Annotated in this window: 10 protein-coding genes; 6 read left to right on the top strand and 4 right to left on the bottom strand. The window is 61.1% G+C overall.

Annotated elements, in window-relative coordinates; genetic code table 11:
• The first annotated feature begins 25 nt into the window (after positions 1-25).
• The 5 genes from GXP70_RS29160 to GXP70_RS29140 all read left to right on the top strand — a co-directional run bounded on the left by GXP70_RS29160 (position 26) and on the right by GXP70_RS29140 (position 4,221).
• Entirely contained in the window at positions 26-304 is a 279-nt protein-coding gene (locus GXP70_RS29160) for a hypothetical protein (protein WP_162360172.1), read from the top strand.
• 281 nt (positions 305-585) lie between these two features.
• Entirely contained in the window at positions 586-828 is a 243-nt protein-coding gene (locus GXP70_RS29155) for a hypothetical protein (RefSeq protein ID WP_162360171.1), read from the top strand.
• A gap of 251 nt (positions 829-1,079) precedes the next feature.
• Positions 1,080-1,916: a sulfite exporter TauE/SafE family protein gene (locus GXP70_RS29150; protein WP_162360170.1), complete on the top strand. Its 837-nt coding sequence runs from the start codon at positions 1,080-1,082 to the stop codon at positions 1,914-1,916.
• 17 nt (positions 1,917-1,933) lie between these two features.
• A complete protein-coding gene (locus GXP70_RS29145) occupies positions 1,934-2,863 on the top strand; it encodes an AraC family transcriptional regulator (RefSeq protein ID WP_162360169.1) in 930 nt (309 codons plus the stop codon).
• A 227-nt stretch (positions 2,864-3,090) separates the two neighbouring features.
• Positions 3,091-4,221: a glycosyltransferase WbsX family protein gene (locus GXP70_RS29140; RefSeq protein WP_162360168.1), complete on the top strand. Its 1,131-nt coding sequence runs from the start codon at positions 3,091-3,093 to the stop codon at positions 4,219-4,221.
• Between the two features lie 89 nt (positions 4,222-4,310).
• Here GXP70_RS29140 and GXP70_RS29135 read toward each other — a convergent pair whose 3' ends face one another.
• The 4 genes from GXP70_RS29135 to GXP70_RS29120 all read right to left on the bottom strand — a co-directional run bounded on the left by GXP70_RS29135 (position 4,311) and on the right by GXP70_RS29120 (position 10,381).
• Entirely contained in the window at positions 4,311-4,739 is a 429-nt protein-coding gene (locus GXP70_RS29135; protein ID WP_162360167.1) for a VOC family protein, read from the bottom strand.
• Positions 4,740-4,906: 167 nt separating this feature from the next.
• Entirely contained in the window at positions 4,907-6,142 is a 1,236-nt protein-coding gene (locus GXP70_RS29130; protein ID WP_162360166.1) for a multidrug effflux MFS transporter, read from the bottom strand.
• Positions 6,143-6,530: 388 nt separating this feature from the next.
• Positions 6,531-7,907 carry an outer membrane protein assembly factor BamB family protein gene (locus GXP70_RS29125; RefSeq protein ID WP_162360165.1) on the bottom strand — a complete coding sequence of 459 codons (1,377 nt, stop codon included), beginning with the start codon at positions 7,905-7,907 and terminating at the stop codon, positions 6,531-6,533.
• A gap of 173 nt (positions 7,908-8,080) precedes the next feature.
• Positions 8,081-10,381: a bifunctional diguanylate cyclase/phosphodiesterase gene (locus GXP70_RS29120; protein WP_162360164.1), complete on the bottom strand. Its 2,301-nt coding sequence runs from the start codon at positions 10,379-10,381 to the stop codon at positions 8,081-8,083.
• Positions 10,382-10,836: 455 nt separating this feature from the next.
• On the opposite strand from GXP70_RS29120, the gene GXP70_RS29115 reads away from it, so the two are divergent.
• Positions 10,837-11,850 carry a ThiF family adenylyltransferase gene (locus GXP70_RS29115; RefSeq protein ID WP_162360743.1) on the top strand — a complete coding sequence of 338 codons (1,014 nt, stop codon included), beginning with the start codon at positions 10,837-10,839 and terminating at the stop codon, positions 11,848-11,850.
• Positions 11,851-12,057 lie beyond the last annotated feature (207 nt).

The following is a 12,057-nucleotide window of genomic DNA, read 5'->3' as shown; positions in this document are numbered from 1 at the left end:
TACAAGCACAGGGGTGGATGCAAGCGTGAGCGAGCAAATCAACATGATCGAGCTGGTGGAGCACATTGCCGGCGCGACGAAAGCGGACGCCAAACTGATCGAGCAGGTGCTGAAGCATGAGCAGACGTTCATCAACAGCGCGCAGGAGGACAAGAACGGAGAGGTCAACATCGACAGCGACGAGCTGGTCGACTACATCTTGGGCCGTCCGGGCTTGAAGACCGACGAGCTCACCGTGGAGCGCATATTGGATGCGGAAATGGATTACTTGATGGACAAAGGCATCGCGGGCTACATTGACTAATCTCGGCATCGCGAATCGAACGGGGAGGGCGGCGGATATTCGCTGCCCTTTTTTTTTGCGTTGCGCCGCCAAGAAGAGATGCGCGCCGAGGGCGCGTCAATGAGCTCTTCCTGTCGATGATTGGCGGATTCCGGCCGTCTATCGGGAATGCGAAAAATAAAGTTGTCCATTCGCGGATTGCGACATTTTACACCCTTGTTTCCCTGCATGAAAGCGCTACAATTATAGTCATCCAAGCCTAGGAGGTGAGTACGATGAGCCATGAGGAAGAGGTTGTCGAGGTGAACGCCGAGGACGCTTCGGACGAACTCGAAGCCGCTGAAGAAATCGCTGAAGCGGAGGAGGAAGCAGCCGCTGAGGAAGTCGCCGAAGCGGGGGAAGAAGCAGCCGCTGAAGAAATCGCTGAAGCGGAGGAGGAAGCAGCCGCCGATGAAACCGGCGATGCTGTCGAGGAAGCCGAACAATCCGATGAAGAGGAGGAAGTCGAGGACGCTGCCGACGATGCAGCGGAAGACGAAGCGTAATCATGAATAATTCCGATCCGCATATAAGATGAGGGCTTTCCGTTGTCCGGAGGACGCGGGGGGCCCTTATTTCGGTTGCGGCGGTTTGCCGTCGGCGCGTTCGCAGTGGCTTGGCTTGCATGAGGAGAGGCCTGACTTGATGCTGCTTCCGGGAACGAATGGGAAAAAGCTTGGCGGTTCGTTATAATGAGAACGATATCATGATGACGATACGCCTGAAAATCATTCCAAAGCGATCGAGGTGCAGCTTTGTGTATCCGGCTATGATGACGTGGGACATGCCCACGCTGCTTATTATGTTCCTGCTAGGGCTGGTCGCTTCGACATTCGGCGCCGTAGTCGGCCTTGGCGGCGGCGTTATTATCGTGCCGGCGCTGCTGCTGCTCGGCCCTTCCATGCTCGGCATGGACATCGATACGACGCTGGCGGTCGGCGTATCGCTCGGCTCGTTGGCGTTCACGTCGCTGGCGTCCGCGCTGACGTTCGTGAAGGAAGGCAAAGTAGACTTGCGCAGCGCACTCTTCTTCTCGCTGTCGAGCGGTCCGATGTCGCTTGTCGGGGCGAGCATGACCGCGCTGTTCGATCCGGATGACTTCCGCAAAGCATTCGGTTATTTCATGCTGTTCATGGTCGTGCTGCTGTTGTTTCGCAGCCGGATCAAACCCTATCAGGGTCAATGGAGGTATGTGCGGACGTATGCCGACGCTGCCGCGGGCTTACAGCGGGAGTACGGCTTCAGCGCGCTGCCGGCGCTGCTGATCGGCGGGGCGGTCGGGCTTATCTCCGGGCTGCTCGGCATCGGCGGCGGCGTGCTGCTCATTCCCGCGATGCTGCTGCTTTTCCGGTTTCCGCCGCATATCGCCTCCGCCACGTCGATGGCGGTGATCTTCGTATCGGCGTTGTTCGGCAGCGGCATGCATTTGATCCGCGGCGAATGGGACTGGCTCCTCGTGCTGGCGCTGGCGCCGGGTTCGCTGCTTGGCGGCTGGCTGGGGGCCCGCGTCTCGCGGCGCATCGGCAGCACGGCGCTTATTCGCATTATGTGCGCCGCGCTGCTGCTGTTCGCGGGGCGGATGATCATCACCTAGAAGGAGGCGGGGGCAGAGTGACGGCGACCATGATCGGGCTGCAGCAGCTGGCCCCGTATGTACGGTATGTCCACTACAACGAGGGCGATGCGCATTATCGCGTGCCGCGCCGCGTGATCTACGACTACGAGTTTATTTATCTTACGCGCGGAAGCGCGCTGTTTACGCTCGGGGACGAGGAAATGCTGCTGAAAGCGGGCGATCTGCATGTTATTCCTCCCCTCACGGTAAATGCGTGCCGAGTGCCCGAGGGCGGCTCGTTCGCCTATTACGCCTGCCATTTCGATCTGGTCTACATGGGGCGCGAGCTGGATTTTCCGGACGACATCTATGTCCGGGTGGATTATGCGAATTTGCCTGAAGTGCCCGTGCAGGAGGAGCTGCTGGAGCGCCCCGTGCAGAAGCTGACGGATATCGAGCTTCCTTCGTTCTACGCGACGGCCGATTCGGCCAAGTTCGGCGAGCGCTTCGCCGACTTGCTCGCCTTGTTCGGCCGCAAGCCGTTCGGGTTCGAGGCCCGGATGCGCGCCTGCCTGCTCGATATTATCGGACATGTGCTCGAGGAGACGCATACGGTAGAAGGGATTCGCCGCGATAGCCCGCATAAGCCGATGATTACGGAAATGATCGCGATGATGCACGGCGCCGATTTGCGTGCGGAGGTCGACCTGGAGCCGGTAGTCGGCCGTTACGGCATGACGCTGAAATACGCGCGGACGCTGTTCAAGCAGTCGACGGGCCTGTCCTGGTCGCGCTACTTGACCCGGCTTCGCATGGAACGGGCGAAAATGCTGCTGCGTCAAGGCATTCTCTCCGTCGGCGAGGTCGCCGAGCAGTGCGGCTATGAGGATCTGCATTATTTCAGTCGTCTATTCAAGAAGCTGGAGGGGCTGCCGCCGCGGGCGTACGCGGATTCGCTGCGCAGCTCCGAGCAGGCGCATGCGTAAGGCGCAGCGAGAGAAGCATACGAGCATGCTGAGGCTGGCCGCCCGGCGGGGCGATGGCGCCCGCCGGGAGCCGTCATGCGCCGTTGCGCCGCGCCCGGAGCCGCGGATATCGGGCGAGCTTTCGCCGTTTGTGCAAATAATCGCGCCTGCGCTCCAAATACAGCGCCGCCGCCGCTGCATTAGGATGAAGGCAGCAGTTATTATCGAGGCGCTGGAGGGCGAGGCCAATGACGAAGCCGTATGAGGTCGCGGTTTACTATTTTCCGAATTATCACGTGGATCCACGCAATGAAGCCTGGCACGGCGAAGGCTGGACGGAATGGGAGCTAGTGAAGCGGGCAACGCCCCGTTTCGAAGGCCACGATCAGCCGAAGGTGCCGCTCTGGGGCTATACGGACGAGGCGGACCCTGCCGCGATGGCGCAGAAAATCGACGCCGCGGCGGATCATGGCGTGGACGCGTTCCTGTTCGACTGGTACTGGTACGAGGACGGACCGTACTTGGAGCGCGCGCTGGACGAAGGCTTCCTCGGCGCTCCCAACAATGAGCGGCTTAAATTCGCGCTCATGTGGGCGAACCATGATTGGATCGACATTCATCCGGCACCGCGCAACGGGCCATTCAATACGCTGGCCGCCGGCACCGTGAGCCGCGAGGCGTTCGCGAAGGCGACGGATCATATGATTGCCGCGTATTTCAACCGCCCGAATTATTGGCGGATCGACGGCGAGCTGTATTTCTCCGTGTACGAGCTGATGAGCCTGGTGAAAGGGCTCGGCGGCATCGAGGAGACGCGCGCGGCGCTGGATGACTTCCGCGAGCGCGTCCGTGCGGCGGGCCTAGGCGAGCTGCATGTGAACGCCGTCGTCTGGGGCGTGCAGATCCTGCCGGGCGAGCAGAGAATAACGAACGGCAATGAGATGCTGGCCGCCCTTGGGGTCGACAGCATCAGTTCGTACGTCTGGATCCACCATCAAGCGCTGCCGGTATTCCCGGAGACGCCGTATGCCGATATCGCCTCGAAATCGGCGGAGGATTGGGAGAAGTTCTCCCGCGAGTACGAGCTGCCGTATTTGCCGAACGTGACGATGGGCTGGGATTCCTCGCCGCGAACCGTGCAGTCGGACCGTTACGACGACCTCGGCTACCCCTACATGGGCATGCTTGCAGGGAACGCGCCGGAGCAATTCCGGTTGTCGCTCGAGCGGATGAGGGCGTTCCTGGAGCGGGACCTCAACGGGATCCGCGCGTTCACGGTGAATGCATGGAACGAATGGACGGAAGGCAGTTACCTGGAGCCGGATACGAAGCATGGCCTTGCTTACCTGGAGGCGATCAAGCGCGTATTCGGGGCTTAGGCGAAGGTTTCCGTGCGTATTCGGAGTGTAAGTGAAAGGCTCTGCGCGAATGGCGGCAGAGCCTTGTTTCATTCCTGCGGCGCAGCGGCTTATTGCGAGCCGATCTCGGTGAAAATCTGGAACTGCACGCCGAACTTGTCCGTCACGATTCCGTAAGCCGGGCTGAAGTGCGTCTCCTGGATCGGCAGGCCGATCGTGCCGCCTTCGGACAGCGCGTTGAAGTAACGCTCGGCCTGCGCCGCGTCGTTCATGGAGACGCAAATCGTGACTTGCGTGCCGGATGTATGCTCTTGGCCGGGGAACGCGTCGGAGAACATAACCGCGGACTCTCCGATCTGAATCGACGCGTGACCGATCAGGTTCTTGGCGAAGTCCGGGAGCGGGAACTCGGGATTGGCGGGCATATCGCCGAACGTCTGCTTGAAGAGGGGCACGGCATCAAGCGCTTGTACGTAGAAATCGATCGCTTCTTGCGCATTGCCGTTCATGACAAGGTAGGGAATCAAACGAACCGTCATTCATAATCTCTCCTTCGCTCATCGTAATAGGTTTGCGGGGCCAGGAAGCTTTATCCATTATAGCCGTATACCCATTATATATAATCGAACATGCGTTCGCAATAGAGGGGCGAAAAAACCTCCCGAAGGAGGTCGAGGGCGTGCCGCTGGCGGAGCGGCGTGCCTGATCACTGCGCGGAGCCGGCGGGCGACTTCCGCGCACGGCCGACCAGCGTCGCGAACAGGACGATCGCGCCGACGTCAAGCGCCGCGATCAGGATGCCCATCGGCACGGCCGTATCGCTGCCGGCAATGCCGACGAACGGAGCCACGACGGAGCCGAAGACGAAGGACATGAGCCCCTGCAGCGCCGAAGCGCTTCCCGCCGCATGGCCTTGGTTGCGCATGGCGAGCGAGAAGCCCATGGTAGTAACGATCCCGACGCTCGCGACGACGAAGAACAGCGGCGGCAGCACGAAGCCGAGCGGCGCATCGGCGAGCAGCATGGCGAGCAGCGTCACGCCGCCGGCCGCCGCCAGGCAAAGCCCGGTTACGAGCAGCTTCGTTTCTTTGATGCGGCCGGCGAGGCGGCCCGAGATCTGGCTCGCGCAGATGATGCCGAGCCCGTTAACGGCGAAGCAGAGGCTGAACGTTTGCGGCGACACGCCGTATACGTCCTGCAGCACGAACGGCGAGCCCGAGATGTAGGCGAACATGGCCGCCATGACGAAGCCCTGCGCCAGCGCGTAGCCCATGAATACGCGGTCCGTCAGCAGGCCGCGGAACGTCTTCAGCGTATTCGCGATGCCGCCTTTGGATCTGCGGGCCGCGGGCAGCGTCTCGGGCAATCCGAGCAGCACGGCGATGAACATGACGAGTCCGATCGCCCCGAGCACGACGAATACCCCGTGCCAGTCCGTGAAGCGGAGCAGCTGACCGCCGACGATCGGCGCGGCTATCGGCGCGATGCCGTTGACCAGCATAAGCAGCGAGAAGAACTTCGTCAGCTCCGTGCCGCTGTATAAATCGCGGACGATGGCACGCGAGATGACGATGCCCGCCGAGCCGGCAAGCCCTTGAATGAAGCGCAGCGCGATGAACGTTCCGATGCTCGGCACCATGGCGCAGAGCAGCGAGGCGACGGTGTAGAGCAGCAGGCCGATCAGCAGCGGTCCGCGCCGGCCGCGAACGTCGCTGATCGGCCCGGCGAACAGCTGGCCGAGCGCGAGACCGATCATGCAGGCCGTCAAACTGAGCTGGGCGAGCGACGTGCTCGTATGCAGGTCGTCCGCCAGCTTCGGCAGCGCCGGCAAATACATATCGAGCGAGAGCGGGCCGAAGGCGCTCAGCGAGCCGAGCACGCCTGCCGTCCAGAGCCGTCTGGAACGGGGCATGGCCGCGGATAATTCAGTTGGGGAAGACATGAGGATAATTCCTTTCCATACCCGTGAAATCATGGGAATTGCCCGATTTCACCGGGTTCTGTGCAAAGCTGTAATCATTATAGTTACGCGTCCGGCGGACTGTCAACGAACGGCTTCTTCCCTCCGAACGGACTGCGTTTTGGCGAAATACGGCCTTCCGAAGGTATAGTTTCGCCGAATCAAGGCAGCCGCGGTGCAACGACAAAGACGCATCTCCGCAGGGAGATGCGCCAGCATGTAGAGAAACCCTTGTGTGATGACACGGAATGGCTCGTAAAACTTGAACGGCAGACCTCGGGCAGTTCTGGCGGCCGCATCCCCATTCCCCAGCTTAGACGGCCGTAGCTGTTTGGATCACATGGCTTAATGAGGCCCGGTAGAGCCAGCCCTACTTGGCCGTCAAGTTCGCCGGAAGCTTCACGGCGTACAGGGTGCCGCCGGAGCGGATATAGACCATATTGCCGGATTTCAGCGTCGGACCGAAATCGCGCGAGGGGGTCTTGACGGTGAATGCGGGCTTGAACGTCGCAAAATCGTACGCGTCCAGCGTGCCGTCGGCGCGGGCGACGAAGAGGCCGTTGCCGTACAAGTCGGTCTGCACCGGCTGAACGCCGTTCGGGAATCCGCTTATCTGGCCGTTCGCGAGCTTGAGCACCGAAATGCCGCCCGTGTTGACATTCTGATAGAGCAGCCGTCCGCCATGCACGCTGTACATCGGCTGCAACGTCTTGTTGTCCGGCGCGGCCCAGCGCTGAACCGGCTTGCCGCCCTGGACGTAGGCGTCAAAGTCGTATTTGGCCACGGCTTGATCCTGATACACGTAGAGATCGCTGCCATCGAGGAAGGCGGAACCGTTCGCGCCGCCGAACGAGTAGAGACCCGGCGTTGCCGGCGTCGCCGTCCAGCTGTATTCGCGCGTGCCTTTGAGAGCGCCCGTTCTCAAACCGAGCACGGCGATGCTCAAGCTTTTGCGGATGGGGTCGTCGGAGCCGGTCATGTAATTGTCCACGACGGAGTAGATCAAACCGTTCTTCACGGCGAGCGGCGCGGACTGGTGGAATCGGTTCCACAGCTGCTTGCCGGTCGCTTTGTCATAGGCGTTGATCTGCAGCGACGACAGCGCGCCCTGCACCAGGTAGGTTCGCAGGACGACGCCGTCCGCTTCCGTTATGCCGCCCAGCCCGGCTTCGTACATGCCTTCGGTTTCGGCGGTCTTCCAGCGCAGCTTGCCGGATGCGCGGTCCAGCGCGTAGAGCGTTAAATTCTGCGTGACATAGATCGTGTCGCCGACAGGGGAGATGCCGATCGCGTTGTTCGCATTGTCCGCATGGATGGCCGCCGTCCATTTCTTGCCGCCGTTCGTGCCGACCGCGAAAATCGAGCCGTCCTTCGTCAGGCCGTAAACGATGCCTTGATCATAGGTCAGCAAAGGCTGGAGGCTCTCGCCGTAAGTCCAGAGCTTCCGCCCGCTTGCGCCGTCGTAAGCGGCAAGCTTGCCGCCTGCCGCCAGCGCGAACACCCGGCCTTCCTCGGCGACCGCTCTCGTCTCGCTCATGCCGTTAACCTCGAATTTGGCCAACGGCACGCTCCACGACGGTTTCGCGGCCGGGGCGGCCACCGTTCCGAATAACGGCGTGGAGCTGCTTACGACGGCTTTCTCCGCGTGCGCGACAGCTCCGCGATCCGGCAGCGCGGCCATGCATATTGACGCCGTCATGCCGAACGCGGCGATTGTTTTCAGAGCCGTCCAACGTTTCTTGTACATATGAGGCACCATCCGTTCCCGATAAGTTGTCTCCCTGGATTCATGCCGCGATTGGTCATCAAGCCGGGATGTCCTTCAAACGTTGCCCATTGGGATAAGGTTGCGGATGATGAGAAAATTTGACAGCGCCGCTATTATCGGTAGCTCGAGGGGAAGGCCTGGCTCCCCTTCGCTCACTGTTCGCGCAGGATCCGCTCGATCGCCTCCGCCGGCAGCGGCCGGTAGTACAGGTAGCCCTGTACGGCATGGCAGCGGTTCGCCCGCAGAAAATCAAGCTGCTCCGCCGTTTCGACGCCCTCGGCGACGATCGATAGATTCATATGGCTGGCCATGAGCAGCATGGCGAGAATGATTGCCTCGTCCTTCGGTTCCTTGCGAATGCCGTTCACGAACGAACGGTCGATTTTGATCTTGTCGACGGGCAGCCGTTTCAGATAATTGAGGGAGGAATACTGGGTGCCGAAATCGTCGATGGAAATCGTAATCCCGAGGTCGCGCAGCTCCTGCAGCGTGTCCGCGTTGCCTTCCATCATGGCGGTGTTCTCCGTAATCTCCAGCTCCAGGCAGGAGGGGGAAAGGCCGTTCTCGGCGAGTATGGCCTTGACCTGCCCGGCCAGCAGATCGTGCCGGCTGAACTGACGCGCGGACAGGTTGACCGCGATGCGCACGGGCGGAAGCCCCGCGTCCTGCCAGGCTTTATTCTGCCGGCAGGCGTCGCGCAGCACCCGTTCGCCGATCAGTTCCATGAGGCCGCTCTCCTCGGCGATGGGGATGAAGTCCGACGGCGAAATGACGCCGCGCTTCGGATGCGTCCAGCGGAGCAGCGCTTCCATGCCGACGATCCGGCCGCTTCCGATCTCGATTTGCGGCTGGTAATGGAGCTGGAATTCATCGCTGTCGAGCGCGCGGCGCAGGCTGTTCTTGAGATAGATTTTATGTTCCGAATCCGCCATCAGCGTATCGTCGTAGATCCGGTAATTGTTCTTGCCCTCCGCCTTGGCCTGGTACATGGCGGCATCCGCGTACTTCATCAATTCGGCGGCGTCCGCGCTGTGCTCGGGGAAGAGCGTGATGCCGATGCTGGCCGTTACGTAATGCTCCGTTTCCTGGAGAAGAAACGGCTGTTGGAACAGTTGAATGATCTGCCGGGCAGCTTCACGCACATGCGCGGCATCCTTGATCGAAGGAAGGATGATCGTGAATTCATCTCCGCCGATGCGGGAGAACAGCTCGTCGCGCTTCAACAGCTCGGACAGCCGGACGGCGACTTCCCGCAGCAAGTGGTCGCCGCTCGCATGACCGAACGTGTCGTTGATCAGCTTGAACTGATCCAGGTCGAGGAACAGCAGGGCGAACGAACGGCCGCGGGTGCCGGCAAGCGAAATCATCTCCTCCAGCCGCTCCTGGAAATACACCCGGTTGTACAGGCCTGTCACCGCATCCCGGTACGCAACCCGCTTCAACTGACGTTCGCTGTTCTCCAGCAGCGCGTTTTGCAGCCGCAGCTCGTCCTCCGCCGCGACCAGCTCTTCATAGGTCGCTTCCAGCTGCTGATGGGCCTCGATGAGATGGACGGTGCGTTCCTTGACCATCGCCTCCAGCTTCCGCCGTTTCGTCAGCAGCATATAGACGAGGACATCAAGTAAAACGAGCACGAGCAGGCAGCCCGCCCCGGTCAGCTCCACGCGCGAGCCGGCTGCGGCATTCTTGGCCGTCCCGGGCAGCGCGGCGAATTCCCAGTGCTGGTCGGCCACCATGATGGATGTCTGAACCGGCGAGCGGCCGAACAGCGCCTTGTCGCCGACGATCGGCTTGCCGTCCGCCTTGATCGCGAAGTCGATGCGGCCATCGTTCTGAAGCAGTCCGGCTTCGTTCAGAATCGAACGCAAATCGAGGACGACGGAGACGAAGCCCCAGAAGCGCCCGTCCTTGAAAACGGATTGGCGGGAGACGAGGCCCTGGCCGCCCTGCGTCAGCTCGATCGGGCCGAGCAGCGTCTGGCTGTTAATGGTCTTCGTGCGCTCCGCGTTGGCGCGTATGTCGGGATCGCTGCTCGTGAACAAGTTTAAGCCGAGGAGCGGCTTGTTCGATTCGAGCGGATAGACGAAGGAGGCGATCCCGTTCGGGTAGACGGACAGATTTCGGATGCCGTCCATGCTGCCGATGAAGCTTGATGCGAACGTGAAGAAGCCGGCGCTGCTCAAGGCTTGGCCGCTCTTCAGCACGGTCGTGACATAGGCCTTAAGACCGTCGGCCAGCAGGAGCCGGCGTTCCAGCGTCAGCTTGAGCGACGAGGCGCGGGCGTTCAGCGAGGCGGCGGTGTCTTGCCGGACTTCTCTATGCAAAATACGGCTATAGGAGGCGGTAACCTGCCATAAGCCCCCGCCGACGATAAGCGTGATGACGGCCAATGTAAGCCATATCCGGCGGTAGGGCGAATAGCGGGCGTTTCCTTCTTCTGACCAAACCTGCATAGCAAGACTCTCCTTTTACCTACCGGAAGGGATTGGAAAAGACCGTTGTACGTATCTATTTCGATATATATCGACAATATCCTCCAAAAGTCTGATATCCTTGGCGTGAAAATGACCGTTTCGGCTGCGGCAAGCGGAGGAGCCGGGACGCCTGGCAGGGGTTCTTCGGGAGTAGGCTCCGTTATCCCCAAGAAGGCCCGCGCGAGGGTCGACTTCGGCTCCGGTTCCCCGTATACTTACGGGTAAATGATTCTACGGATTGCCCGAAAGGCGGGGCATGCGCATGAGAGGAGCTGCAAGACGATATGGATACGTCCGCCGAAGAACGGCCGCAAGTCGACGCACGAGAAGAAGAGGCACGCCAAGCGCGGCTAACGAGCGCGGAAAATAAGATCGTGCAAGCCGATCAAACGGAACGAGCGGCTGAAGCGGAAGATGCGGAAGAAGCGGAGCGCATGCGCCGCGAACGCTATTCCAGGCAAATGCTGTTTGCGCCGATCGGCGAGAGCGGGCAGCGCAAGATCGAGGCGGCGCATGTAGCGGTCGTCGGCATGGGGGCGCTCGGCACCGTCATCGCCAACCATCTCGCCAGGGCCGGCGTGGGCCGGCTGCGCCTGATCGACCGGGATTACGTCGAGCGGAGCAATCTGCAGCGGCAAATGCTGTACGACGAGGAAGACGTGATGCAGCTGCGGCCCAAGGTGATCGCGGCGGAGCGCAGGCTGAAGCTGATCAACGGCGATGTCCGCATCGAACCGGTCGTGTCGCATGTCACGGCCGCGAACGCCGAGCAGCTGCTCGAAGGCGTTGATCTGGTGGTGGACGGCACGGACAACTTCGGCACTCGCCTGCTCGTGAACGATGTCTGCTTCAAGCACGGCATTCCGTTCATCTATGGCGGATCCATCAGCTCGAACGGCATGACGGCGGTGTTCGTCCCCGGCGAGACGTCCTGCCTGCGCTGCCTGATCGGCGCCGGCGACGGCGCGGGAGACACCTGCGACACGACGGGCGTCATCTCGCCGATCGTGGACATCGTCGCATCGCTGCAGGCGGCGGAAGCGTTGAAGCTGCTCGTCGGCGACCATGCCGCCCGCCGCCGGGGGCTGTTAACGCTCGACATCTGGCGGAACAGCACGATGGAGATGAAGCTGCCGTCACCGGGCGCCGCCTGCCCGACCTGCGGGCTCAAGCAGTATCCGTCGCTGCAGGCGGAAGGCGCCGCGCTGCCCGTTACGCTGTGCGGCCGGGAGACGGTGCAGATCAGCGGGCCGCGCGGACTGGATTTGGCGCTTGTGAAGGAGAAGCTGAGCCGCTCGTGCGAGGTGACGGCGAATCCGTATTTGCTGCGCGCGGGGCTTCCGGAAGGGGAGCGGCTCGTTATATTCCCCGACGGCCGCGTGCTCGTCCAGGGGACGGAAGATCTGTCGCGGGCGCAGTCGCTGTACGACCGGTATATCGGGTCGTAACGATTTTTTATCGAACGGGTGTATATTCATCCCGGCGGCCGTGTATAATAACTGATGCAGACGGCCGCCGCGCTTTCACCCCCTTGAATTATGGAGGAATTAAAAAAGATTTGTAAAAGCTTGTAAGCCGATTGCATTTCAAAAATGGATATGATAATATGGCCTTAGTCATAAAAACACCTGAATTCACATATTGAAAAGGGTTGT

The organism is Paenibacillus lycopersici (assembly GCF_010119935.1).
GTDB lineage: Bacteria > Bacillota > Bacilli > Paenibacillales > Paenibacillaceae > Paenibacillus_Z > Paenibacillus_Z lycopersici.
Note: the sequence above shows the minus strand (reverse complement) of the source record. Positions and strands in the feature narration are given on the sequence as shown.

What these genes read in the sequence shown, in the direction of transcription:
- GXP70_RS29120 (WP_162360164.1), bottom strand. Translation starts at nt 10,381, where the DNA reads ATGCAGGTTTGGTCAGAAGAAGGAAACGCCCGCTATTCGCCCTACCGC.
- GXP70_RS29125 (WP_162360165.1), bottom strand. Translation starts at nt 7,907, where the DNA reads ATGTACAAGAAACGTTGGACGGCTCTGAAAACAATCGCCGCGTTCGGC.
- GXP70_RS29115 (WP_162360743.1), top strand. Translation starts at nt 10,837, where the DNA reads ATGCGCCGCGAACGCTATTCCAGGCAAATGCTGTTTGCGCCGATCGGC.
- GXP70_RS29130 (WP_162360166.1), bottom strand. Translation starts at nt 6,142, where the DNA reads ATGTCTTCCCCAACTGAATTATCCGCGGCCATGCCCCGTTCCAGACGG.
- GXP70_RS29140 (WP_162360168.1), top strand. Translation starts at nt 3,091, where the DNA reads ATGACGAAGCCGTATGAGGTCGCGGTTTACTATTTTCCGAATTATCAC.
- GXP70_RS29135 (WP_162360167.1), bottom strand. Translation starts at nt 4,739, where the DNA reads ATGACGGTTCGTTTGATTCCCTACCTTGTCATGAACGGCAATGCGCAA.